Annotated in this window: 22 protein-coding genes; 6 read left to right on the top strand and 16 right to left on the bottom strand. The window is 65.1% G+C overall.

Annotation, left to right across the window (positions count from 1 at the left end):
• Positions 1 to 123 precede the first annotated feature (123 nt).
• Genes Q8M85_RS19380 through Q8M85_RS19370 form a run of 3 tightly spaced genes read left to right on the top strand, consistent with a single transcriptional unit; the run spans position 124 to position 3,269 of the window.
• Positions 124 to 1,008, top strand: coding sequence for a dihydrodipicolinate synthase family protein (locus Q8M85_RS19380; protein ID WP_305547633.1), 885 nt, complete (start codon positions 124 to 126; stop codon positions 1,006 to 1,008).
• 3 nt (positions 1,009 to 1,011) lie between these two features.
• On the top strand, positions 1,012 to 2,244 hold the full coding sequence (locus Q8M85_RS19375; protein WP_305547631.1) for an FAD-binding oxidoreductase: 1,233 nt from the start codon (positions 1,012 to 1,014) through the stop codon (positions 2,242 to 2,244).
• Between the two features lie 11 nt (positions 2,245 to 2,255).
• Positions 2,256 to 3,269 (top strand): proline racemase family protein, encoded by a 1,014-nt coding sequence (locus Q8M85_RS19370; protein WP_305547629.1) that lies wholly within the window; start codon positions 2,256 to 2,258, stop codon positions 3,267 to 3,269.
• Positions 3,270 to 3,354: 85 nt separating this feature from the next.
• On the opposite strand, the gene Q8M85_RS19365 is transcribed toward Q8M85_RS19370, so the two are convergent.
• The 13 genes from Q8M85_RS19365 to chvE form a co-directional block, all read right to left on the bottom strand.
• On the bottom strand, positions 3,355 to 4,074 hold the full coding sequence (locus tag Q8M85_RS19365; RefSeq protein WP_305547627.1) for a FadR/GntR family transcriptional regulator: 720 nt from the start codon (positions 4,072 to 4,074) through the stop codon (positions 3,355 to 3,357).
• An 18-nt stretch (positions 4,075 to 4,092) separates the two neighbouring features.
• Entirely contained in the window at positions 4,093 to 5,052 is a 960-nt protein-coding gene (yjfF, locus tag Q8M85_RS19360) for a galactofuranose ABC transporter, permease protein YjfF (RefSeq protein ID WP_305547625.1), read from the bottom strand.
• A complete protein-coding gene (locus Q8M85_RS19355; protein ID WP_305547623.1) occupies positions 5,049 to 6,086 on the bottom strand; it encodes an ABC transporter permease in 1,038 nt (345 codons plus the stop codon). Before Q8M85_RS19355 ends, yjfF begins: the two co-directional genes overlap by 4 nt.
• Positions 6,083 to 7,609, bottom strand: coding sequence for a sugar ABC transporter ATP-binding protein (locus tag Q8M85_RS19350; protein ID WP_305547621.1), 1,527 nt, complete (start codon positions 7,607 to 7,609; stop codon positions 6,083 to 6,085). The genes Q8M85_RS19355 and Q8M85_RS19350 overlap by 4 nt, the downstream gene beginning before the upstream one ends.
• 105 nt (positions 7,610 to 7,714) lie before the next feature.
• A complete protein-coding gene (ytfQ, locus tag Q8M85_RS19345; protein ID WP_305547619.1) occupies positions 7,715 to 8,686 on the bottom strand; it encodes a galactofuranose ABC transporter, galactofuranose-binding protein YtfQ in 972 nt (323 codons plus the stop codon).
• 201 nt (positions 8,687 to 8,887) lie between these two features.
• Positions 8,888 to 9,904 (bottom strand): aldose epimerase family protein, encoded by a 1,017-nt coding sequence (locus tag Q8M85_RS19340; RefSeq protein ID WP_305547617.1) that lies wholly within the window; start codon positions 9,902 to 9,904, stop codon positions 8,888 to 8,890.
• 1 nt (position 9,905) lies between these two features.
• On the bottom strand, positions 9,906 to 11,414 hold the full coding sequence (locus Q8M85_RS19335; protein ID WP_305547615.1) for an aldehyde dehydrogenase (NADP(+)): 1,509 nt from the start codon (positions 11,412 to 11,414) through the stop codon (positions 9,906 to 9,908).
• Between the two features lie 11 nt (positions 11,415 to 11,425).
• A complete protein-coding gene (locus tag Q8M85_RS19330) occupies positions 11,426 to 12,346 on the bottom strand; it encodes a Gfo/Idh/MocA family protein (protein ID WP_305547613.1) in 921 nt (306 codons plus the stop codon).
• Between the two features lie 129 nt (positions 12,347 to 12,475).
• Positions 12,476 to 14,221: an L-arabinonate dehydratase gene (gene araD / locus Q8M85_RS19325; RefSeq protein WP_305547611.1), complete on the bottom strand. Its 1,746-nt coding sequence runs from the start codon at positions 14,219 to 14,221 to the stop codon at positions 12,476 to 12,478.
• 10 nt (positions 14,222 to 14,231) lie between these two features.
• A complete protein-coding gene (gene araD1, locus Q8M85_RS19320; protein ID WP_305547609.1) occupies positions 14,232 to 15,224 on the bottom strand; it encodes an AraD1 family protein in 993 nt (330 codons plus the stop codon).
• Positions 15,225 to 15,232: 8 nt separating this feature from the next.
• A complete protein-coding gene (gene mmsB, locus Q8M85_RS19315) occupies positions 15,233 to 16,402 on the bottom strand; it encodes a multiple monosaccharide ABC transporter permease (protein WP_305547607.1) in 1,170 nt (389 codons plus the stop codon).
• A complete protein-coding gene (gene mmsA / locus Q8M85_RS19310) occupies positions 16,403 to 17,944 on the bottom strand; it encodes a multiple monosaccharide ABC transporter ATP-binding protein (protein WP_305547605.1) in 1,542 nt (513 codons plus the stop codon).
• A 62-nt stretch (positions 17,945 to 18,006) separates the two neighbouring features.
• Entirely contained in the window at positions 18,007 to 19,053 is a 1,047-nt protein-coding gene (gene chvE / locus Q8M85_RS19305; RefSeq protein WP_305547900.1) for a multiple monosaccharide ABC transporter substrate-binding protein, read from the bottom strand.
• A gap of 165 nt (positions 19,054 to 19,218) precedes the next feature.
• On the opposite strand from chvE, the gene Q8M85_RS19300 reads away from it, so the two are divergent.
• Positions 19,219 to 20,148: a LysR family transcriptional regulator gene (locus Q8M85_RS19300; RefSeq protein WP_305547603.1), complete on the top strand. Its 930-nt coding sequence runs from the start codon at positions 19,219 to 19,221 to the stop codon at positions 20,146 to 20,148.
• Here Q8M85_RS19300 and Q8M85_RS19295 read toward each other — a convergent pair.
• The 3 genes from Q8M85_RS19295 to Q8M85_RS19285 are packed head-to-tail and all read right to left on the bottom strand — an operon-like array spanning position 20,145 to position 22,355.
• Positions 20,145 to 20,942 (bottom strand): 3-methyl-2-oxobutanoate hydroxymethyltransferase, encoded by a 798-nt coding sequence (locus Q8M85_RS19295; protein WP_305547601.1) that lies wholly within the window; start codon positions 20,940 to 20,942, stop codon positions 20,145 to 20,147. The genes Q8M85_RS19300 and Q8M85_RS19295 overlap by 4 nt on opposite strands.
• Entirely contained in the window at positions 20,942 to 21,253 is a 312-nt protein-coding gene (locus Q8M85_RS19290) for a MocE family 2Fe-2S type ferredoxin (RefSeq protein ID WP_305547599.1), read from the bottom strand. The genes Q8M85_RS19295 and Q8M85_RS19290 overlap by 1 nt, the downstream gene beginning before the upstream one ends.
• A 10-nt stretch (positions 21,254 to 21,263) precedes the next feature.
• Positions 21,264 to 22,355 (bottom strand): fatty acid desaturase family protein, encoded by a 1,092-nt coding sequence (locus Q8M85_RS19285; RefSeq protein ID WP_305547597.1) that lies wholly within the window; start codon positions 22,353 to 22,355, stop codon positions 21,264 to 21,266.
• 132 nt (positions 22,356 to 22,487) lie between these two features.
• Between Q8M85_RS19285 and Q8M85_RS19280 the strand changes: the two genes are divergently transcribed.
• Positions 22,488 to 23,519 carry a LacI family DNA-binding transcriptional regulator gene (locus tag Q8M85_RS19280; RefSeq protein WP_305547595.1) on the top strand — a complete coding sequence of 344 codons (1,032 nt, stop codon included), beginning with the start codon at positions 22,488 to 22,490 and terminating at the stop codon, positions 23,517 to 23,519.
• 128 nt (positions 23,520 to 23,647) lie between these two features.
• Positions 23,648 to 24,454, top strand: a complete 807-nt coding sequence (locus Q8M85_RS19275; protein WP_305547593.1) for a TIM barrel protein — start codon at positions 23,648 to 23,650, stop codon at positions 24,452 to 24,454.
• Positions 24,455 to 24,476 lie beyond the last annotated feature (22 nt).

Raw genomic sequence — 24,476 nt, 5'->3', positions numbered from 1 at the left:
GGCAGATGTTGCGGAAGCATATCCGATGGGGTGCATCAAGTCGACACGGTACATTCTGGATTTGACATGTCGTCACACTGTCGCCATGTTGCGCGGGAAACGCCGCACCAGGAGGAATCCCAAATGCTGAAGCTGTCCGGCGTCATGCCTGCGCTTGTCACGCCGTTCGATACCAAGGGGCAGATTGACTTCAAGGCCTTCGAAGCGCACCTGACCATGCTGCGCGCAGCGGGGGTTTCGGGCTGGGTGCCCTGCGGGTCTTCTGGCGAATACAATCTGATGAGCGACGATGAACGCGACCAGGTGCTGCGGTTCGTGAAGGACTTCGCCAAGCCGGGCGAGACGCTGATTGCCGGGACCAATGCGCCGTCCACCGCCGGGGTGATCGCCAACACGCAGCGCGCCAAGGACTTGGGCTACCATGCCGTCCTGCTGGCGGTGCCGTTCTACACCAAGCCGACGCAGGCCGAAATCATCCGTCATTTCAACGCGGTGATCGATGCGACGGACATGAGCATCGTGCTCTACTCCTACCCAGGCAAGGACGGGGTCGAAATCGAGTATGAGGCTCTGGATGCCTTGGCGGACAATCCGCGGATCATCGGGATCAAGGAAAGCTCGGGCGTCCTGCAGCGCGCCATCGGGATTTCCATGCGCTATACGGGGCGGATTCAGCTGGTGTCGGGTTCCGACGATATCGCCTGGGACTTCATGCACTGGGGGGCGGAGTCCTGGATCTGCGGTCCGGCGAACTGCATGGCCAAGCCGGTGTGCGAGATGGACGCGGCCTTCCGGGCGGGCGACCATGCACGTGCGAAAGAGATCATGCAGGCGGTCTGGCCCGCGATGAACGTGCTGGAATCAGGCAAGTTCGTGCAGAAGCTGAAGTACGGCTGCGAGTTGCAAGGGAGTCCGGTGGGCGAGTGCCGGATGCCGTTCGGCCCGCTGACCGAAGCCGAGAAGGCCGAGTTTGCAGCGGCGATGCAGCCGATCCTGAACTGGAAGTAAGCCGTGGCCACTGTTGTCGTGGGTGCCGGGATCATCGGCACGGCCATCGCCCATGATCTGCAGAAGCGCGGCCGTCAGGTGCTGCTGATCGACCGGGAGGCGCCCGGAAAGGGCGCTTCCTTCGGCAACATGGCCTCTATCGCCGTGACCGAGTTCATGCCGGCGTCGCGCCCGTCGGTCTGGAAGCAGATCCCGGGTTGGATGCTGGACCCGGAAGGCCCAGTGCGGGTGCGGCCCGGTTACATGCCAAAGCTGGTTCCGTGGTTCCTGCGTTTCATTGCAGCCAGCCGACCGTCCAAGCTGCGGGAGCTGGAGGCTCAGGGAGCGGCGCTGTGTTCGCGGGCGCTGGGGGACACGCTGGACCTGCTGCGCGAGATGGGGCTTTCGGACCAGATCAGTCAAGAAGGCTGCCTGTCGCTGTACGCCGACGAGGCAGAGTTCAAGGCGGACCACGAACATATCGAAATCCTGGAGCGCTTCGGCTTCCCGCATGAGGTGATCGGGCGGCAGGCGATCAAGGCGTTGGAGCCCGAGTTGTCGGACCGGATCGGGATGGCGGTGCTGTTCCCGCAGAACCGATCGATGAAGGACCCCTACAAGCTGGTGCTGGCTTTGGCCGAGCGGTTTATGGCTCTGGGTGGCCGGATCGAAAGCGGCGAAGTCGTGGGCTTTGTGCGATCGGCGCGCATCCGCGAGGTCGTGCTGAAGGATGGCCGGAAGCTGCCCGCCGATGAGGTGGTGATCTGCGCGGGGGCCTTTTCGGCCAAGCTGGCGAAGGGTCTGGGCGAGCCGATCCCGCTGGAGACAGAGCGGGGATATCACACGCAGATCATGGCTCCGGGCATTTCGATGAGACATTCCATCATCTGGCCCGCCAAGGCGTTCATGGTGACGCCGACGGCGGGTGGCATCCGGGTGGGTGGCACGGTGGAGATGGCGGGGCTGGACGCAGCGCCGGACTATCGGCGGGCGAGAGTGACGGTGAAGCGGGCGCGGGAGGCTTTGCCGAACCTGCGGTGCCAGGACTTCACCGAATGGATGGGTCACCGCCCTGCCCTGCCGGATACGGTGCCGATCCTGTCGGCCAGCGCACGGACGAAGGGGTTGTTCTATGCGACCGGCCACGGGCATCTTGGGCTGACCTATGCGGCAACCACGGCCCGGCTGATGGGAGAGTTGATCACCGGCGGGACACCCTCGGTCGATCTGCGTCCCTACCGGGTCAACAGGTTCTAAGGGGGAAAACGATGCGGTTCAGCCGGACGATACAGACGGTGGATGTCCACTGCGAGGGCGAGATCGGGCGGGTGATCACCGGGGGGGTGTTGAACATCCCGGGTGCCACGATAGCCGAGAAGCTGCGCCACCTGAACAGCGTCGATGACGGATTGCGGCGGTGGCTGTGTTCCGAGCCCCGGTCGGGTCCGGCGGGGTCGTTCTGTCTGCTGACCCCGGCCTGCGATCCGCGGGCGGATGTGGGGTTCATCGTCCTGCAACCCGATCAGGCACACGCGATGTCGGGGTCGAACGCGATCTGCGCGACGACGGCGCTTCTGGAGACCGGGATGGTGCCGATGGTGGAGCCGGTCAGTGTGGTGACGCTGGATACGGCGGCGGGGCTGGTGGTGGCGACGGCGGAGTGTGAGGGCGGCAAGGTGGTGCGGGTCACGCTGGACATGCCACCGTCGTTCCTGGCCAAGCACGGGGTGATCGAGACGGCGGAGTGGGGGGCGGTGGCGTATGACCTCTGCTTTGGTGGGGTCTTCTATGCCTTGATCGACGTGGATCAGGTGGGGCTGACCATCGTGCCGGAGAAGGCGCGGGAGCTGGCGGTGACGGGGGTGGAGCTGCGGCGGCGGATTGCCGAGGTGGAACCGGCTGTGCATCCGGTGGAGCCTGCGTTGAACGGGCTTTCCTATGTGATGTTCCGGTCGGACGAGGCGGATGGGGCGGTGCGGACCTGCACGACGCTGCGGCCGGGGCGGGTGGATCGGTCGCCGTGCGGGACGGGGTCGAATTCGAACATGGCAGTGCTGCACTCGAGGGGGTTGGTCAGGCCGGGGGACCGGGTCGTCTCGCGGTCGACCATCGGCGGGGAGTTCGTGACGGAGTTCGTCGAGGAAACCAGGGTGGGGCCTTACAGGGCCACCATGAACCGGGTTTCGGGGCGGGGGTGGATCTATGGGATCAGCCAGATCGGACTGGACCCGAGCGATCCGTTTCCGTCAGGATTCCGGCTTTCCGATACTTGGGGCGGGTAAAGTGTCCACGGTGGACAGTTGGCTGTTTTCCTTTTGCGTCCAGAGACTTGCTCGTGGGCGTTAAGGATTTCGAAAGGTTTGAGAATCAGCGGGTAAGGACGGCCATTTGTGCCGCCGCCGTGTCGCCGTCGCCGCGTTCGATGGCGCGGACAAGGGCCTCGTAACCTGCCGCATGCGCTTCGGCGAGGCCGCGGGGCGGGGCGGAGAGACCGTCACCAAGTTGCGCCATGACAGAGACAGCCACACCGAATTCCATGATGGCCGAGGCGGCGCGGAGGAAGGGGTTGCCCGAGGCCTCGGCCACAACGCGGTGAATCTCGAATTCGGCCATCGCGAAGGGTTCGGGCTGGTGGGACATCGCGGCGCGCTGGTTGAGCCAGTAGTTGAGAAGGCGCACGTGTTCGGCCTCGCGGTGCTGGGCGGCAAGCTTTGCGGCCTGAACCTCCAGGCTTTCGCGGATGGTCTGGAACGAGGCGAGGAAGGCGGGCGAGGGGCCGCTTTCCAGCTTCCAGGCGAGAATCTGGCGGTCAAAGAGGTTCCAGCGCGACTGCGGCAGGACGCGGGTTCCGACCTTGGCACGGGCTTCCACCAACCCCTTGGCTTCCAGCGTCTTCAGCGCCTCACGCAGCACGGTGCGGGAAACGCCGAAACGATCCATCATCTCGGCGTCACCGGGCAGGCCTGACCCCACCGGCATCGCACCGGAGACGATGGCGCGACCCACCTCGTTGATGACATAGGAGTGATAGTTCCGCGCTGCTGGCCGCCCGGAGAGCGTTCGGATCAGGCTCCCCGGTTCGCTCATGATACTGGTCCAGGTTCCTTAGGTTCGGCGTGGCGCGGCCCTGAAGACCAGCCGTTGCAGCAGGATGAACATAAACAAAAGCACGCCGACGACAATCTTGGTCCACCAGCTTGAGAGCGTTCCGTCAAAGACGATGTAGGTTTGCACCAATCCTTGCAGCATGACGCCGATGAAGGTGCCCGCAACGAAGCCATAACCGCCAGTCAGGAGGGTACCGCCGATGACGACGGCGGCGATGGCGTCAAGTTCGACGCCCAGCGCATTCAGGCTGTATCCGGCAGAGGTATAAAGCGAGAAGACGACCCCGGCGAGGCCCGCGAGGAAGCTGGAAAGCGCGTAGATCGAGATCGTGGTGCGGGCGACCGGGACGCCCATGAGGGCGGCAGAGGTCTCGGACCCGCCCAGCGCATAGACGTTCGAGCCGAAGCGGGTGCGGTGGGCGAGGAGGATCGCGACGGCGAAGACGGCCAGCATGATCATGCCCACGACCGTCAGGCGGCCGCCCCCCGGGAGAAGGATGTAACTTTTCTGGACCGCGCTGAAGAACGGGTGGTTGATGCCAATGGAGTCGGGGGAGAGGACGGAGGCCCCGCCACGGGCAAGGAACATCCCCGCAAGGGTGACGATGAAGCTTGGCACCTTCAGGTAGTGGATCGCGGCCCCCATGACGGCCCCAAAGGCGGTGGCGACGATCAGGGCGATGGCGAAGGCCACCAGCGGGTGCAGTTGCAGCCACATGATCAGGACGGCGACAAGGACCGTGGTGAAGCCGATCACCGCTCCGACGGAAAGGTCGATGCCGCCCGACAGGATGACGAAAGTCATGCCCACCGCCGCTATTCCAAGGAAGGCGTTGTCGGTCAGGAAGTTGCCGAGCACCCTGGTCGAAAGCATGGCGGGCTGCTGAGACACGGCCAGCATGTAGGCAAAGAGGAAGATCAGGGTCGTCGCCAGAAGCGGTCGGAGGCTGCGGTTCATTTTTGCGCTCCGGGAAGGCGGCGGAAGAGGCGGGACGAGAGGGGGGATTGCAGCACGAGGATCACGATGATGACGGCGGATTTGACCACGAGGTTGAATTCGGGAGAGAAGCCCGAGATCAGGATGCCGGTGTTCATCGCCTGGATGATCATCGCGCCAAGGACAGCCATCGGGATCGAGAAGCGTCCGCCCATCAGCGAGGTGCCGCCGATGACGACGGCGAGGATGGCGTCGAGTTCAAGCCAGAGGCCGGCGTTGTTGGCGTCGGCACCGCGGATGTCCCCAGCGACGATCAGGCCCGAGATGGCGGCGCAGAAGCCGGCGAAGGTGTAGACGATCAGGAGAAGTGCGTTCGCGGAAAGCCCTGCGAAACGGGCGGCGGAGCGGTTCACGCCCACCGCCTCGATCAGGAGGCCAAGCGCGGTGCGGCGGACGATCAGGGTGGCGAGGATCATCAGCACGGCGGCGATGATCACGGGCATCGGCAGGCCGAGGAACGATCCGGTGCCGATGAAGATCAGGAGCGGGTCTGAGAAGGTGACGATGTAGCCCTCGGTGATCAGCTGGGCGAGGCCGCGACCGGCGACCATCAGGACCAAGGTGGCGATGATGGGCTGGATTTCGAGGACGGTGACAAGGATGCCGTTCCAGAATCCGCAGAGCAGGCCGGTGCCCAAGGCGGCGAGGACGGCCACCGGCGCGGGGATGCCGTTGGTGACGAGGGTGGCGGCGGTGGCCCCAGAGATCGCCATGACCGCGCCGACCGAGAGGTCCACGCCCTTGGTGGCGATGACCATCGTCATGCCGATGGCCAGGATCGCGACGGGCGCGCCACGGTTGAGGACGTCGATCAGGCTGCCGAAGAAGCGGCCATCCTGCCAGGTGACGGTGAAGAAGCCGGGGAAAAGGAGCCAGTTGACCAGAAGCACGGCGGCAAGCGCGATGACCTGGGGTCGGGTGAAGAAGTGAGCCAGCGGTCTGGGGCGCGGAAGGGGCGGCTGGGTCGGGCGGAGGTCGACGGTCGGGCGGGTCACGGGCGGGCCTCCCGAGTCTCATGCGGCGGCGTTCCGGCGATGGCTTGCACGATGGCATCGGGGGCTATGGAGTCGCCGTCGAGTTCGGCCACCATCTCGCGGTCGCGCATGACGACGATCCGGTTGGAGTAGGCGACGACCTCGTCCAGTTCCGAGGAAATGACGAAAAGGGCCAGACCTTCCTCGCGCAGGCGGTTGATGGTGCGGACGATCTCGGCGTGGGCGCCGACGTCGATGCCGCGGGTGGGCTCGTCCAGGATGAGGAAGGTCGGGTCGATGGCCAGCCAGCGGGCGAGGATCACCTTCTGCTGGTTGCCACCGGACAGGAGTTTGACGGGCATATCATGGTTGGCGGCGCGGATGTCCAGGGCCTCGGCGTAGCGGCCGGCGAGTTCGACCTGATCGTCGCGGTTCAGGGCCTTGAACCAGCCAAGCTTGGCTTGCAGGGCGATGATGATGTTTTCGCGGACGGAAAGGTCGCCGAAGATGCCGTCAAGCTTGCGGTCCTCGGGGCAGAAGCCGAAACCAGCGGCAACGGCCTGGGCGGGGTTGCGGATGGTGACCGGGTGGCCATCAACGGTGATCTGGCCGCCGTCGCTGGTGTCAACGCCGAACATCAGGCGGGCGACCTCGGTGCGGCCGGAGCCGAGGAGGCCGGCGACGCCGACGACCTCGCCTTCATGGACGGAGAGGTCGAAGGGAGAGAGGCCCTTGCGGCTGAGGCCCTGGAACTGCACGCGGACGGCGCCCTTGGGACCGCCGGTCAGGGCGGTGGGATGGTGGTCGAAGGCGACATCCTTGCCCAGCATCATGCGGACAACGTCGGTGGTGTTCAGGGTGTTGAGGGCCTGGGTGGCGACCTTCCTGCCGTTGCGCAGGATGGTCACGCGGTCGGCGAGGTCGAAGACCTGGTCGAGAAAGTGGGTGATGAAGATGATGGCGAGGCCCTTGGCTTTCAGGCCGCGCACGACGTCGAACAGGCGCTGGACCTCGTTGCGGTCGAGGCTGGCAGTGGGTTCGTCCAGGACCAGGACCTTGCCGGAGAGCTCGACTGCACGGGCGATGGCGACGATCTGCTGGACGGCGACGGAGTATTCGGACAGCTCGGCGCGGACGTCGATGTTCAGGCCGTAGCGGGAGAGCAGGTCCTTGGCGGCAGCGTCGATGCGCTTGCGGTCGACCATGCCGAAGCGGGTGGGCTGGCGGCCGAGGAACAGGTTCTCGGACACGGAGCGGTTGGGGAGCAGGTTGACCTCCTGGTAGACGGTGCCGATGCCGTAAGTCTGGCCATGCAGCGGGTCGCGAAGGTGGATGGGTTGGCCTTCCAGCAGGAGTTCCCCGCCATCGGGCTGGTATGCTCCGGTCAGGATCTTGATCAGGGTGGATTTGCCCGCGCCGTTTTCGCCCAGGAGTGCATGGACCTCGCCCGCGTGGGCGGCGAAATCCACCGTGTCCAGGGCACGATGCTGCCCGAAGACCTTGTCGATCCCCCGCGCCTCCAGGACTGGCTGCTGTGCTGTCATCGCGTCTTCCCCCCTGCCCCGCAACTGTCCGCCGAACCGGCGGATAAAGCAATTCCGCCGGGCGAAGCCCCTCAGCTTCGCCCGGCGGCGCCTTGGCGAGGAAACCTAGTAGCCAAGGCCTTTGCGGCGGTCGTATTCGCCCTGCGGATCATCCGCGGGGGTATAAAGCTTCGACTCGGTGATGATGAACTTCTGCGGCTCGGTGCCTGCGTCCCAATAGGCTTGCAGCGCATCGAAGGCGGGGCCGGCCATGTTGGGGGTCAGTTCGACCGTGGCGTTCGCCTCACCGGCGACCATTGCGGCGAAGATGTCGGGCACGGCGTCGATCGACACGACCAGGATGTCGCTGCCCGGCTTCAGGCCTGCGTCCTTGATCGCCTGGATCGCGCCCACGGCCATGTCGTCGTTGTGGGCATAGACCGCGCAGATGTTCTTGCCGCCGTCTTCGGCCTTGATGAAGCCTTCCATGACTTCCTTGCCCTTGGAGCGGGTGAAGTCGCCGGTCTGGCTGCGGGTGAGGGTGAGGTTCGCCTTGCCCGCCAGTGCCTCTTCGAAGCCCTGCTTGCGGTTGATCGCGGGCGAGGAGCCGACAGTCCCTTGCAGCTCGACCACGTTGCACTGCTTGTCACCGACGTTGGCGACCAGCCATTCACCAGCAACGCGACCCTCCTTGACCTGGTCCGATGCGACCGAAGTCAGATACAGATCTTCCGGCGCCTCGATGCCACGGTCCAGAAGCACGACGGGGATGCCCGCTTCCTTGGCTTCGGTCAGGACCTCTTCCCAACCCGTCGCGACCACCGGGGCCACCAGGATCGCGTCGACGCCCTGGGCGATGAAGCCACGGATCGCCTTGATCTGGTTTTCCTGCTTCTGCTGCGCGTCGGCAAATTTCAGGTCGATGCCACGAGCCTCGGCTTCGGCCTTGGTCACCGAAGTCTCGGCGGCGCGCCAGCCGGATTCAGAGCCGATCTGCGAGAAGCCGATGACTTTGCCTTGCAGGCCCTCGGCATAGGCAGCCGAAAGCAACAAGCTGGCCAGTCCCGCGCCAAGCGCGAGAGTCTTGATAACGTTCATGATTTCCTCCCAGTGGAAACTTTGGCCACTCTCCTCGGGTGGCTGAGCAGACGTTAGCAAAAGTATTACTATATGCAAGAAGTCCGTTCACGGAGGCGTGTGGGCATGCTGCGCGTGCGCGGGTGGGCGGTCGAAACTGTTCCTTCTCAAGGTGTTCTGGCAGGTTCGGACCTGCTGCGCTGCGGCAGCAAAGCCCAATGGTCAAGCCGGACTGAAATCGAAGTGCATCACGTGACGGTAGCGGTAGCCCGGATCAAGCCGCGCGGAGGGAAACTGCGGGCGATTCGGCGAATCAGGGAAGCGTTGGGTTTCGGCCGCAAAGCCTGCGAAGCGGGGGTAGCGCGCGCCGCCCTTGCCCGGCGTCTGGTCGAAATGCGCGCCTGTGTAGAACTGCAGGCCGGGTTCCGTGGTGGAGAGCCGCATCCGTCGACCCGAGGCGGGATCGTAAGCTTGCAGGCAACGGCGGAGGCCGTTGGTGCCCAAGGGGCCAGAGAGGCAAAGATTGTGATCGAAGCCCCCCTGCCCCGGCAGGTCCTGCCCGATGGGCCTTGTCGCACGGAAGTCGAAGGGCGTTCCGGTGACGGTCAGAACCTCACCCGTCGGGATAAGGCGGTCGTCGACGGGCAGATAGAACCCGGCCTCGACCTGTAGCTGCTGCCCAAGGATGTCGCCCGAGCCGTGGCCCGCAAGGTTGAAGTAGGCGTGGTTCACCAGGTTGACGATGGTGGGGGCGTCAGTGGTCGCCTCCATCTCGATCTGTAGTCCCTGGTCGATCCGGTAGGTCGTCCGGGCGGTCAAGGTGCCGGGATAGCCCATGTCGCCATCCGGGGAGGTGGTGGTGAAGGTGACGTGGCGGTCGGACTGGCTTTCGATGTCCCAGACCTTCAGGTCGAGGCCCTTTGAGCCGCCGTGCAGGTGCTGGGCGGATTCGTTCTGGTCCAGCTGCACCACGCGCCCGTCAAGGGTGAAGCGGCCCCCGGCGATGCGGTTGCCGTAGCGACCGCAGGTGGCGCCGATATAGGTGCCGTGGGTCTGCCAGTTCTCCATGCTGTCCTGACCGAGGACGATGTCGGCCAGGGTCCCCTGGCGGTCGGGAACCCAAAGCTCGGCCAGGCGGGCACCCCAGGTCAGGAGCTTCAGGCTGAGGCCGTCGCTTTTCAGGGTGACCGCGTGGACCTCGCGGCCTTCGATCTGGCCGATGGCGGTGGGGGCAGTCATCTCACTTGGCCCAGTCTAGCGGAAGAAGGGCGTCGGGCATGTTCTGGTAAGCCACCGGGCGCAGCCAGCGGCGGATCGACATGGTGCCCACGGAGGTCGCGCCGAAGTTGGTCGAGGCCGGGTACGGGCCGCCGTGAACCTGGGAGTCGACGACTTCCACCCCCGTGGGGAAGCCGTTGGCAAGGAGGCGGCCGGCTTTGCGTTCGAGGATCGGCATCAGGGCGCGGCCAAGGTCGGTGTCGGCGTCGTCGAGGTGCAGTGTGCAGGTGAGCTGGCCTTGCAGGCTGCGGGCGATGTCCTGCATTTCCGATGCGTGGCGGACCCGGACGATCAGGCCGAGGGGGCCGAAGACCTCTTCGGCGAGGGCGTGGTTTGCGAGCCAGTCTTGCCCTGAGACCTCGAAGAGGTAGGGGGTGGCATTGCGCAGATCGCAAGTGGTGGTCAGGACAGAGCGGACCCCGTTGCCTGCGGCCACGCGGTCGCGGCCCTGGCGGTAGGCGTCAGCGATGCCGTCGGTCAGCATGGTTTGCGGGCCGATGGCGCTGACGGCGGTCTTTGAGGTTTCAACAAAGGCGTCCGCTTCGGGTCCGTCGATCAGGACGGCAATGCCGGGGTTGGTGCAGAACTGGCCTGCGCCCATCGTCAGCGACCCGGCCCAGCCTTTGGCGATGGCCTCGCCCCGTGCAGCAAGGGCGGCGGGAAGGAGGAACATGGGGTTCACGCTGCCCAGTTCGCCGAAGAAGGGGATCGGTTCGGGGCGGGCGGCGCAGAGGTTGAAGAGGGCGCGGCCCCCCGCCAGCGATCCGGTGAAGCCGACGGCCTTGATGCAGGGGTGCTGGACGAGCGCCTCGCCGACGTCGCGCTTGCCGCCCTGGACCAGGGAGAAGGTGCCGGGTGGCATGTCGCAGGCCTTTATCGCCGCATCGATTGCCTGGGCGACGATTTCTCCGGTGCCGGGGTGGGCGGAGTGGCCTTTGACCACCACGGGGCAGCCGGCGGCGAGGGCCGAGGCGGTGTCACCCCCGGCGGTGGAGAAGGCGAGCGGGAAGTTGGATGCTCCGAAGACGGCGACGGGGCCGATGGGGCGCTGCAGAAGTTTGATGTCCGGGCGAGGGGCGGGTTGGCGGTCGGGCAGCGCGGCGTCGTGGCGGCGGTCGAGCCAGTCGTCCTTGAGGATATGGGTCGCGAAGAGGCGCAGCTGCATGGTCGTGCGGCCGCGTTCGCCTTCGAGGCGCGCCGTGGGGAGGCCGGTTTCCTGGGTGCCGATTTCGGTGATCTCGGCCCCGCGCGCTTCGATCTCGTCAGCGATGCGATTCAGGAAGGCGGCGCGATCGGCGCGGGTCTTTGCGGAATAGGCAGGGAAGGCGGCCTCGGCGGCGTCACAGGCGGCGGTCACGTGGGCCGGGGTGCCGACGGAGAAGTCGTGCGAGGGGCCGTGGGCGGGGGAGGAGGCGAAGGTCTGGTCGTTCCCGACCCAGTTGCCCGCGATCAGGTGTTTTCCGGTCAGCATGGTGGTCTCCTTTAGAAGTCGAAGGCGTCGGTGGTGAGCCGTTCGCCAAGGGTCAGGGCGTCGGCGACGTGGACCATCGGGGAGAGGTCGACGTCCGAGGTGCCGGTGCGGACGAGGTCGGCCATCCGGGCGTAGAGGGCGGGGTATTCGCCCATGATGGTGTTTTCGCCAGCGGAGGGTTTGCCGTCGATCTCCAGCACATTGCCGCCCATGCGGAGGGCGAGGTGGCCCCGGTCGGTCTGGATGTCGATGTCCCAGGTCTGGGGGCCTTCCTGGCGCCAGTCGAAATCGGCGGTGACGTTGCCAGAGAAGGTGAGCTGGGCGGCGATGGGGGTCTGGCGGTTCGACGGGAATTCGAGCGTGGCGCGGGTCAGGTGGACGGGGCGCGGGAGGATCTCGGTCAGGATCGAGAGGGCGTTGATGCCGGGGTCGAAGACGCCCATGCCGCCGGGCTGGAAGACCCAGTCCTGGCCAGGGTGCCATTTGCGGACGTCCTCGCGCCAGGTAATGTGGGCTTGTCGGATGGTCTTGTCGGCAAGCCAGGCTTTCGCGGGGGCGACGGCGTGGGCCATGCGGCTGTGCCAGGTGGCGTAGAGAGTGAGACCTTTGGATATGGCCATCGCTTCGAGGGCGTGGACTTCGGCGAGGGTGGCGCCCGGGGGTTTTTCCAGCATGACGTGTCGGCCGGCTGCGAGCGCCGCTTCGGCATAGGCGTAGCGCGGGACGGGGGGCATGCAGAGCGAGACGACGGGGATGTCGGGACGCTCGGCCAGGAAGGTGGCGAAGTCGGTAAAAGCGGGGATGCCGTCAACCTTGCCGCTGCGGCTGACGGTGGCGGCAAGCTCCCAGTCGGAGGAGGCGTTCAACGCGGGGACGTGCTGGTCGAGGGCGATTTTGCCGATGCCGACGAGGGCGACTTTGGTGCGGGTCATGGGGTCGCCTTTCCTTTGGCGGAGTTAGTGGGCTTGGGCGGGTTCCCCCTCACCCCATCCTTCTCCCCCCAGGGGAGAGGGGGGGCCTGGGCGCAGCGGCAGTCGTGGTGACCGACGCTGCGCGTGTCATCAGTGGCTTTCGCGGGCCACCGCGTTGCCCCGGCAGCCGATCAGGAAGTCCATGTCGGCCCCCTTGTCGGCACCCTGGACGTGGTCGTGGTAAAGCTTGGCATAACCCCCGCTGGGCGGTTCGACGGCCGGCTTCCACGCAGCGAGGCGGGCGGCGAGTTCCTCGTCCGGGATGTCGAGGTGCAGGCGGCGATTGGCGACGTCCAGCTCGATGAAGTCACCGGAACGGACCACGGCCAGCGGGCCACCGCGCGCGGCCTCGGGCGAGGTGTGCAGGACCACCGTGCCATAGGCGGTGCCCGACATGCGGGCGTCCGAGATGCGGACCATGTCGGTGATGCCCTTGCGCAGGACCTTGGGCGGCAGGCCCATGTTTCCGACCTCGGCCATTCCCGGGTATCCGCGCGGGCCGCAGTTCTTCAGGACCATGACGCAGGTTTCGTCGATATCCAGCGCCTCATCCTCGATCCGGGCCTTGTAGTCGTCGATATCCTCGAACACGACGGCGCGGCCACGGTGCTGCATCAGGGCCGGGGTGGCGGCAGATGGCTTCAGGACCGCCCCGTCCGGCGCAAGGTTGCCCTTCACGACGACGATGCCGCCCGACTGGGTCAGCGCCTTGTCGGCGGGCAGGATCACGTCGTCGTTGTGGCTGCGGACATCCTTCACCTCGTCCCAGACGCCGCCGCCCGAGACGGTCAGCGCGTCCTTGTTCAGAAGGCCCGCCTCGCCCAGCCGCTTCATGACGGCGGGAAGGCCACCGGCGTAGAAGAATTCCTCCATCAGGTATTTGCCCGACGGCATCAGGTTGACGATCGTGGGCACGTCGCGGCCCCATTCGTCCCAGTCGTTCAGCGTCAGGTCGATGCCGCAGCGACCGGCGATGGCAAGAAGGTGGATCACGGCGTTGGTCGATCCGCCAATGGCGGCGTTGGCGCGGATGGCGTTCTGGAACGCCTCGCGCGTCAGGATGTCGGAGGGTTTGAGGTCGTCCTTGACCATCTGCACGATGCGGCGGCCGGTGAGGTGCGCCATCACGCGGCGGCGGCTGTCGACAGCGGGGATCGCGGCGTTGCCGGAGAGGGTCATGCCGAGGGCTTCGACCATGCTGGCCATCGTGGAGGCGGTACCCATCGTGTTGCAGGAGCCTGGCGAGCGGGACATCGAAGCTTCGGCCTCGACGAACTCCTCGGCGGTCATTTCCCCGGCTTTGACAGCCTCGGAGAACTTCCAGAGATGGGTGCCAGAGCCGACGCGTTCGCCGCGGAAGTAGCCGTTCAGCATCGGACCGCCGGAGACCATGATGGTGGGCAGGTCGCAGGATGCCGCGCCCATCAGGAGCGACGGCGTGGTCTTGTCGCAACCGACAAGGCAGACGACACCGTCCATCTGCTGGCCACGGATGGTTTCCTCGACCGCCATCGCGGCGAGGTTGCGGAACATCATCGCGGTGGGGCGGAAGCCGGATTCGCTGACGCTGAAGACCGGGACGATGACGGGGAAACCGCCAGCCTCATAGACTCCGTGTTTGACGCGTTCGGCGAGGTCGTTGAGGTGGGCGTTGCAGGGGTTGAGCTCGGAGAAGGTGTTGAGGATGCCGATCACCGGGCGGCCGTCGAAAAGGTCGGCGGGCAGGCCCTGGTTCTTCATCCAGCTGCGGTGGTAGATCGCGTCCTTCGAAGTGCCGGCGAACCATTCCTGCGAACGCAGCTTGCGGGGCCAGGGGGCGGGTTTGAACTTGGTCATCTCTGGCCTCTTACAGCGGGTGAACTTTGGTCGCGCCCTGGGTCTTCGGCGCGAAGGCCAGGGTGTTGCGCAGGGGCTGGCCGAAGTCGGGGACCTCGATCTCGAACGTGTCGCCGGGTTGGGTCTTGATGCCGTCGGCGAAGGACAGCGTGGCGGTGCCGAAGTAGTGGACATGCAGGTCGCCTGGCTGGCGGAAGATGTCGTACTTGAAGTGGTGATGTTCCAGGTTGGCGAGGGTGTGGGACATGTTGGCTTCGCCCGAAAGGAAGGGCTTTTCCCACAGGGTCCTGCCGTCGCGGAGGATGCGGGAGTGGCCGCGCACGTCGGCGGGGAGTTCGCCGACGAGGATTTCCGGTCCGTAGGATGCGACGCGGAGTTTGGAGTGGGCAAGCCAGAGGTAGTTCACCCGTTCGGTGATGTGGTCGGAAAACTCGTTGCCCAGCGCCCAGCCGATGCGGTGCGGGGTGCCGTCGGGACCGATCAGGTAGATGCCGGCGATTTCCGGTTCCTCGCCGCCGTCCTCGGCAAAGCCGGGGGCTTCCAGGGCCGCACCGGGGGCGACAGCGGCATGGCCGTTGCCCTTGTAGAACCATTCGGGCTGCGCGCCCACTTCCCCGGCGCCAGGGCGGCCACCTTCAAGGCCCATGCGGAACATCTTCATGCTGTCGGTCAGGGTTTCCGCAGATTCAGAGTTTGCGTGCTGCGCAGCGCTGGCCAGCTTGGCGTGCATCGCGTCACGGGCAGAGGCAGAGCCGAGGTGCGTCAGGCCGGTCCCGGTCAGGTGCAGGTGCGCCGGGTCGGGGTGGCTGACCGGAAGGTCGAAGGTCGCGCGGGTCAGGTCCACGGTTTCGCCGAGGCCGCGACGGGCGATTTCCCCTTGAAGCCCGTTCCCCGCGATGGCAGCGGACGCCAGTTCGTAGATCGAGGCGGTGTTGCGCACGATCCGGGCTTCGGAGCCTTCACGGACGACAGGGCCGACGCCCTTGACGGTGGAGAGATGCATGGCGAGGCTCACTTGTTCTTGTTGTAGACGTCGAAGATGACGGCGGCGAGGAGGACCAGGCCCTTGATCATCTGCTGGTAGTCGATGCCAACCCCAAGGATCGACATGCCCATGTTCATCACGCCCATGATCAGCGCTCCGATCACGACGCCGATGATCTTGCCCGAGCCACCAGCCATCGATGCCCCGCCGATGAAGACGGCGGCGATGGCGTCAAGCTCGAACCCGGTGCCGGCCTTGGGGGTCGCAGAGTTCAGGCGGGCGGTGACCATCATCCCGGCCAGCGCGGCGAGGACGCCCATGTTGACGAAGCAGAAGAAGACCAGCCGTTCGGTCTGGATGCCCGACAGCTTGGCAGCCTTGTAGTTGCCGCCGACGGCATAGATCCGGCGGCCCTGGACGGTGTTCTCGGTGAAGAAGGCGTAAAGGATGGTCAGAGCGGCCAGCACGATCAACACGTTCGGCAGACCCCGGAAGCTGGCGAGTTGCCATCCGACGAAGGCCATCGCGGCAGCGATGATCAGGGTGCGGCCCCAGAACAGGCCGGTGGGTTCCGGGGCGATCCCGAACTCGGCGTCGCGGGCGCGGGAACGCAGGCCGATCCAGATCACCACGGCGATGGCGATGGCGGTGACGATCAGGGTCAGGCCGTGGGGTTTGCCGATGCCGGTCAGGTCAGGGATGAAACCCGAGGACATGGCCTGGAAGGCCTTTGGGAACGGGCCGATGTTCTGCCCGCCCAGAAGCCACAGCGTTGCGCCGCGAAAGACCAGCATCCCTGCGAGGGTGACGATGAACGACGGGATGCGCCAATAGGCGACCCAGTAACCCTGGGCGGCGCCGATCAACCCGCCGACGATCAGGGTCAGGGGGATGACGACGGAGATCGGGAGTTTGAGTACGACGGTAAGATAGGCGGCAACGGCCCCGGTGAAGGCGGCAACAGAACCGACCGACAGGTCGATGTGGCCGGCGACGATGATGAGAAGCATCCCGAGGGCCAGGATGATGACGTGGCCGTTCTGCAGGAAGATGTTGGTGATGTTCGGGGCCTGCAGGAACATCGGTTTGCCCTGCATCGACACCAGAACGGAAAACAGCGCCACGATGGCGACAAGCGCCAGAAGCATCCCGTTTTCGCGCAGGTGCCCGCCGAGTGAGCTTTGATTGTCAGCCATTTACGCCACCTTCCCTGTGGTCTTGCCGTTGTCTTTCACGATCAGCGCCATGATCTTTTCCTGGCTCGCCTCGTCGCGGGTCAGTTCGCCCACGATCCGGCCTTCGTTCATCACGTAGATGCGGTCGCACATTCCCAGAAGCTCGGGCATCTCGGACGAAATCATCAGGACGCCCCGGCCCTGTTCGGCGAGGTCCTTCATGATCGTGTAGATTTCAAACTTTGCACCGACGTCGATACCGCGGGTCGGTTCGTCAAGGATCAGCAGCTGAGGCTCGGTGAAAAGCCATTTCGACAGCACCACCTTCTGCTGGTTGCCGCCCGAGAGGTTCACCACCTTCTGCTGCACGCCGGGAGTGCGGATCGCAAGCTGCTTCCTGTACCCCTCGGCCACCTGCGCCTCGCGGCGTTTGTCGAGGACGTGACGGCGGGCGATACCCATCAGGTTCGCCAGGCTGATGTTCTTCAGGATCGGCTCTTCCAGGATCAGGCCCAGCGCCTTGCGGTCTTCGGTCACGTAGGAGATGCCGGCTGCGATGGCCTTGGTCACGGTCGAGACATCCACCGGCTTGCCATTCATTTTCACGGTGCCCGCATGGCCCTTGCCGTAGCTGCGTCCGAAGATCGACATGGCAAGCTCGGTGCGCCCGGTGCCCATCAGGCCCGCTATGCCGACGATCTCGCCCTTGCGCACGTTCAGCGAGACGCCCTTGATCATCTGCCGACCGGCCTGTTCCGGGTGCATGCAGGACCAGTTTTCCACCTGAAACAGCATCTCACCGGGGGCCGGGGTCCGTTCGGGATAGCGGTGGGCCATGTCACGGCCGACCATGTCGCGGATGATGCGGTCTTCCGAGATTTCCTCTTTCGTCAGCGTCGAGACCGAGGTGCCGTCCCGGATCACGGTGATGCGGTCGGCGACGCGTCCGATTTCGTTCAGCTTGTGGCTGATAATGATCTGGGTGACGCCCTGCGCCTTCAGCTCCAGCATCAGGTCAAGCAGGCGGTCGGCGTCGGCTTCCTGCAAGGCCGCAGTGGGCTCGTCCAGGATCAGAAGGCGGACGTTCTTTGACAGGGCCTTGGCGATTTCGATCAGCTGCTGCTTGCCGACGCCCAGCTTGCCGACGACGGCGCTGGGGGGTTCGTTAAGGCCGACCTGGCGGAGAAGCTCGCCCGTCTTCTGCATCGCAAGCGGCCAGGAGATCACGCCGTTGGTGGCGACCTCGTTGCCCATGAACAGGTTCTCGGCGATCGACAGCAAGGGGATCAGCGCAAGTTCCTGGTGGATGATGATGATGCCCTTTTCCTCAGAATCGCGGATGCTGCGATTGTGCAAAGGCTGGCCGTCATAGATGATTTCGCCGTCGTAGGTGCCGTGCGGGTAGACCCCCGACAGGACCTTCATCAGCGTGGATTTCCCCGCACCGTTTTCGCCGCAGATGGCGTGGATTTCCCCCGCCTCGACAGTCAGGCTGACCCGGTCTAGCGCCTTGACGCCCGGGAAGACCTTGGTGATCCCCCGCATTTCCAGAAGTGTGGTCATGGTCCCTCCCCCAAGGGAACCTGCCCGCGCGGGAGCGGCGCGGGCAGGCCCTTCGGATCAGCTTACTGCAGCTGGTCCGCGGTGTAGTAGCCCGAACCGACGAGGATCTCTTCGTAGTTCGTGAGGTTCACCGAGACCGGCTCCAAAAGGTAGGACGGAACCACCTTGACCCCGTTGTTGTAGGTTTCGGTGTCGTTGATTTCCGGCTCGCCACCGGCAAGGACAGCGTCGACCATCGTGACGGTGACCTTGGCCAGTTCGCGGGTGTCCTTGAAGACGGTCGAGTACTGCTCGCCCGCGATCATCGACTTGACGCTGGGGATCTCGGCGTCCTGGCCGGTGACGATCGGCATCGGCAGATCGCCCGAACCGTAGCCGACGCCCTTGACCGACGACAGGATGCCGATGGACAGGCCGTCATACGGGGACAGCGCGCCGTGCAGCTGCTTGTCGCCGTAGTTCGAGGACAGAAGGTTGTCCATCCGCGCCTGGGCAACCGCGCCATCCCAGCGCAGGGTGCCGACGACGTCCATGCCCATCTGGCCCGACGGAATGGCGATGTCGCCCGAAGCGATCAGCGGGTCCAGCACGCTCATCGCGCCGTTGTAGAAGAAGAAGGCGTTGTTGTCGTCGGGCGAGCCGCCGAAGAGTTCGACGTTCCACGGCTTCACGTCGGGGAAACGCTCTTTCAGGCCCGCAACCAGCGATTCCGCCTGCTGCACGCCGACCTTGAAGTTGTCGAAGGTGGCGTAATAGTCGACCGAACCGGAATCGCGGATCAGGCGGTCATAGGCGATGATCTTGATGCCTTGGGCAGCCGCATTGTCCAGCGCGTTCGACAGCGTGGTGCCGTCGATGGCCGCGATCACCAGCGCCTTGACGCCCGAGGTGATCATGTTCTCGATCTGGTTCAGCTGGGTCGGGATGTCATCTTCGGCATACTGCAGGTCGGTGGCATAGCCAGCGTCCTGGAACGCCTTGACCATCGACTCGCCGTCCGAGATCCAGCGCGACGAGGATTTGGTGGGCATGGCAATGCCTACGGAGCCCTTGTCCTGGGCGAAGGCAGGCAGCGCCGACAGGGCAGCGGTGGCGCCGGTAAGGGCCATAAGGCCGCGGCGGGTCAAGATCATCTTGTTTCCTCCCGATGATTCTTCGTTTGCATCCGCTTTGGGCACGCAAATGCGACCCCTGCACACGGACGAGGCGCAGATTGCGCAGGTGACCTATGCATGTCAAATAGGGTCTGGTGACTGAAACATGACATTTTTGATATGAGTGCGACCGAATCCAGCCTTGCCATCCAACTCCGACGCTTGAAGCCGGTGCAGCTGCGGCTGCTGGCCGAACTCAGCCATGTCGGCGCCCTTGGGGTGGCTGCGGCCCGGATCGGCGTGGCGCAGCCTGCCGCCTCGCGCCTCTTGGCCGATATGGAAGAACTTCTGGGTCTGCCGCTGCACGAACGGCAGGGGCGCGGGTTAAGGCTGACCGAAGTCGGGCTGTCACTGGCACGGCGTGCGGCCCGGATCGAGATCGAGCTGGCCGATGCCGCCCGCGAGCTGACCGAGGCGGCGACGGGTCGGGCGGGTGTCGTGCGGGTCGGCGCGGTGACGGGTCCGGCGCTGAGCCTAGTGATGCCGGTGCTGATCGCCTTGCAGCGCGACCTGCCGGAATTCCGCGCCGAGGTTACGGTCGCGACTTCTGTCAACCTGTGCGACCAGTTGCGCGACGGGAGGCTGGATTTTGCGCTGGCACGGCTTTCGCCCGGTGAAACCCAGCTGGAGGCGCGCGTTCTGGCAGTCGAGCCGTTGTCGCTGGTGGTCCGGCGCGGCCATCCGCTTCTGGTCCGGCCGATCCTGTCGCTGGACGACCTGATGTCCTACGACTGGGTGATGGGCGACGACGAGACGCTTTTGACGCAGACGGTGGTAAGCCGGCTGGCCGAGTTGGGGTTGCCCCTGCCGCAGAGGAGGATATCGACCTCGTCCTTCCTGTTCACGCTGGCGCTGCTGAACCAGACCGATGCGATTGCGCCGTTGGCGACTCCGGTCGTCGACAGCTTTGCGGGGAACCCTTCGGTCCCCTTTGTGTCGCTGCCCATCGACCTGGGATTGTCGGTGGCGCCGTTCAGCCTGGTGACGCGGGCCGGGGCGCAGATGACGCCCCCGGCACAGCGATTGATCGACGCGATCCTGGAGGTCTAGGCGTTCTGGTCGAGCCAGTCGGCGAAGTCCGAGACGACCTGGGGGTCGCAGTCCACCAGATGCTGTGGAGCGGGATAATCGCCGTCGTGGACGTCCTTGGCAAACCGGCTCATCGCGTCAACGCGCATCGCCTGCAAACGGTCGTACTCGGCGGCAAAGTCGGCATAGACCTTGGCGTGGCGGGGGATGCGACCGCGATTCTGGCCAAGAACGTCATCCGAGAAGAGGTACTGCGCGTGACCGCCCGCGCCTGCGCCCATCGAGATCAAGAAGAGGTTGGTCTTTTCGGCGATCAAGCGGGTGACGGAATGAGGGACGACCTCGATTTCCACAGCGAAGGCTCCCGCCGCCTCCAGCGCCTTGCACTGGTTCCAGACAAGCTGCGCGGTTTCCAGCGTCTTGCCCACGGCCTTGAAGCCGCCGGTCCAGGTGCGCTTGGAGGGGATCAGGCCGACATGGCCGCAAACCGGCAGACCGTGGTCGGTCATCGCGCGGACCGTGGCGAGAGAGCCGGAGCAGTAGAAGGCGTCGGCACCGTGCTTGAAGAGCGGGAAGGCCCAGCGCAGGAAGTCATCGGTCGCGCCGATTTCGTAGAAGTTGTCGCCCGGGAAGGCGAAGGCATCGGGTGCGACGTCGCGGAAGCGGCGGTCCATCAGCATGGCGGGGGGGATAGAGAGGAGTTCGACCCCGGCTTTCGCGGCGGCTTCGGCTTCCTCCAGCGTCTCGACGCGGAGCATGGCAAACTGGTGATTGCCGCGCGCGTCGAGCAGGTCCTTGACGGTGGGCGGCGCCATCACGCGACCTCGACGAACACGCGGTCGCCTTCGACCTTCACCGGGAAGGTGCGAAGGTTGACGCAGACCGGGGCGCGCATCGCCTCACCCGTGCGATAGTCGAACTGGCCATTGTGCTTGGGACATTCGATCAGGTTGCCCATCACCAAGCCGTCGCAGAGGTGGACGTTTTCGTGGGTGCATAGACCGGCGGTCGCGAAGAAAGCGCCGTCGGGTGAGTGATAGATCGCGAAGGTCTGGCCCGCATGGTCCCAGCGGATCAGGTCTTCTTCGTCGATGTCGTCGGTCGAACAGGCGTCGATCCAGGGCATGTGCGTGTCCTTATTCTGCGGCGGCGGGGGGCATCATGCCCGGAACGTACCGGTGGAAGTCCTCTCGGTAGGGCTTGGCTGTCGGCGGCAGGTCACGCCTGACAAAGTAATCCTCGTTCATCACCTGGCGCTTGATCGCGGGCCACATTTCGCGGAACGCCTCGGCGATGGAGCGGTTCGGCGGCGGCAGGTCGGCCTTGATGACCTCATGCAGGCGCGGCAGGGCGTGGTAGGGCACCATCGGGAACATGTGATGTTCGACGTGGTAGTTCATGTTCCAGTAGATGAAGCGACTGACCGGGTTCATGTAGACGGTGCGGCTGTTCAGCCGGTGATCGATGACGTTATCGGCCAGGCCGCCGTGCTGAAGAAGGCCGGTCATGACGTGGTGCCAGGCGCCGTACATCCGGGGCAGGCCGATGACCATGAGAGGCAGGATGGAGCCCAGCCAGACGGCCAGCGCGATGGTCGCCGCGTAGATCGACACGTGGACGAAGGCGACGTGCTGCACCTTGTCCCATTCGCTTTGCGGGACGTAGGTGCGTTCTTCGGGCGTGGGGCCGGAAATGGCGTTGCGCAGGAGCCGGGGGACGAAGGCGATGACGTCCAGGATGCCGAAGAAGTTCAGGATCAGCTTCGCCACTTCCGGCGGGCGCATCACGGCGATTTCCGGGTCGCGACCGACAAAGTAGGTCTCGGAATGGTGGCGGGCGTGGCTCCAGCGCCAGGTGGCCGCGTTGCGCATGATCATGAAGCTGGCGATCTGATAGACCACGTTGTTCATCCACGGCGTCTTGAAGGCAGTGCCGTGGCCACATTCATGCCAGCGCGAATCTGAGGCCGAGCCGTAAAGGACGCCGTAGGCTAGCCAGAACGGGGCAGACCACAGCGACGGCCACAGCGCGATGCCGATTCCGGCAAACAGGATCATGCTGCCGTAAAGGATGATGGTGTCGCGGATCGCCGGGGCGTCGCTGCGTGCCATCAGGTCCTTCATCACCTTGCGCGGCACCTCGGTGTGATACCATTCGGCCGCGGTAAGCCCGCTGTCGACGGCGCGCTTGGCGTCGGGTCCGAAAAGGCTGTAGTCCCGCTTACCCATCTTTGACCTCCGCTGACGTTTCATGAGTCGTGGATAAGTCGGTCTTGACCCAATCGCCAATAGTATTGCTTGCAGGTTTCGTCATGATCCATCATGTTCCGGCAACATCCTGATGGGATTTCGTCAGAAAGAATGGCCAACCGTCCCACGATCCACGACGTCGCCCGCGAGGCCGGAGTGTCCAGCGCCACTGTCGACCGGGTTCTGAACGGCCGCGAGAAGGTGCGGGAAGAGACTGCGCGCAAGGTCTATGAGGCCGCGCGTCTGATCGGTTATCACGCGGCACCCCTGATCGGGCAGAGGGTGCACGCCGACCTGCCGCGGTTGCGGCTGGGGTTGGTGCTGCACAAGGAACGCCAGTCCTTCTACCAGCAGTTCAGGGTCGAAGCGGAACGGGCGGTGACAGCGGCGATGGGTGTCCGCGCCTCGCTGCAGGTGGCCTTCGCGGCGTCGCAGTCGCCCAAGGATTTCACCGAGCTGATGGAGGCGATGGCCGGGCGCGTCGATGCCATTGCGGCCACGGCTGTCACCCACCCAGAGGTGACCGAGGCGGTGATGCGGTTGAACGCAAAGGGCATCCCCTGCTTTTCTCTGCTGAACGATTTCGGCCAGGGTGTGCGGCAAAATTATTTGGGACTCAATAACTTGAAGGTTGGACGCATTGCGGCGCACATGATCGCGACCTCGTCCCACCATGCCGGAAAGATCGCGGTCTTCGTCGGAGGCTACCGCTGGCACGGGCACGAGCTGCGCGAGACCGGGGTGCGCAGCTACTTCCGCGAACATGCGCCACAGTTCCAGATCCTTGATACGCTGATCAATCTGGAAACCCGGCAGCTGACGTATGAGGCGACGCTGGATTTGCTGTCGCGTCACCCGGACCTGCGCGGGATCTACTGCGCGGGCGGCGGGATGGAGGGCGCCATTGCCGCTGTGCGCGAGGCGCGGCAACCGGGCGAGGTTGCACTGGTCGTCAACGAACTGACGCCGGAAAGTCGGGCAGCGCTGATCGGACGGCAAGTGACGATGGTCATTGCAACGCCGTTGCAGCGGCTGTGCGATGATCTGGTCCGCCTGGCGACAGAGGCGGTGACCGACGGGATGGCCCCCGTCCAGGGGCAGCATTTCCTGCCGCCAGACCTGTACCTTCCAGAAAGCGTTTGACGAAAAGCAATCAACCTTCTGCTTGTCCATTCGTCAGAAATGATGCGTTCGAGGCGCGACGGATTGACGCGACAGCGGTCTGTCCCGATGGTCCTTCCAACCAGATTGCCACGGTTGGGAGGCCGGGAATGATCCAGTTCGCTTTGAACCACATGACGGTGGCCCGGCTTGCCTTCCGTGAACTTGTCGCGCTGTCCAAGCAGTTGGGTTGTGTGGGGATCGAGGTTCGCAACGACCTGCCGCAGCCGCTGTTCGACGGGTTGGACCCGGCCGAGGGCGGAACTTTTGTCCGTGAAAGCGGGCTGCGCCTGCTGGCTGTCGCCGAGGTCAAGCGCTTCAACGACTGGTCCGACGACAAGGAGGCCGAGGCACTGGCGCTGATGAAGATCGCCAAGGCCGCCGGGGCCGAGGCGGTCAGCCTGATCCCGCGAAATGATAACATGGGCATGGGCAATGGCGAGCGGCAGGCAAACCTGCGTGTGGCGCTGAAGGCGCTGAAACCGATGCTGGAGGACCACAACCTGATCGGGATGGTCGAGCCTTTGGGCTTCGAGATCTGCGCGCTGCGTTACAAATCGGAAGCGGTCGAGGGGATCGAAGCCGTCGGCGGCAAGGGCCGGTTCAAGCTGGTGCACGACACGTTCCACCACACGCTTGCACACGGCGGCCCCCTGTTCCCCGAACATACCGGCATCGTCCATGTGTCGGGCGTAGTGGACCAGGAGGTCGGGATCGCCGACATGCGCGACCCTCACCGGGTGCTGGTGACGCCGGGCGACCGGCTGGGCAATGTGGAACAGATCGCGGCGCTGCAGGCGGCGGGCTGGAACGGGCCCGTCAGCTTCGAGGCGTTCTCGCCGGAGATCCACGCTCTGCAAGACCCGGCGACGGCGCTGCGGACCAGCATGGATCACATGGCGCGGGTTCCCGCGTGAACAGCTTTTGCAACCGGTTGCA

Origin of the sequence: Tabrizicola sp., from assembly GCF_030694085.1 — a bacterium.
Lineage (GTDB): Bacteria > Pseudomonadota > Alphaproteobacteria > Rhodobacterales > Rhodobacteraceae > Tabrizicola.
Note: the sequence above shows the minus strand (reverse complement) of the source record. Positions and strands in the feature narration are given on the sequence as shown.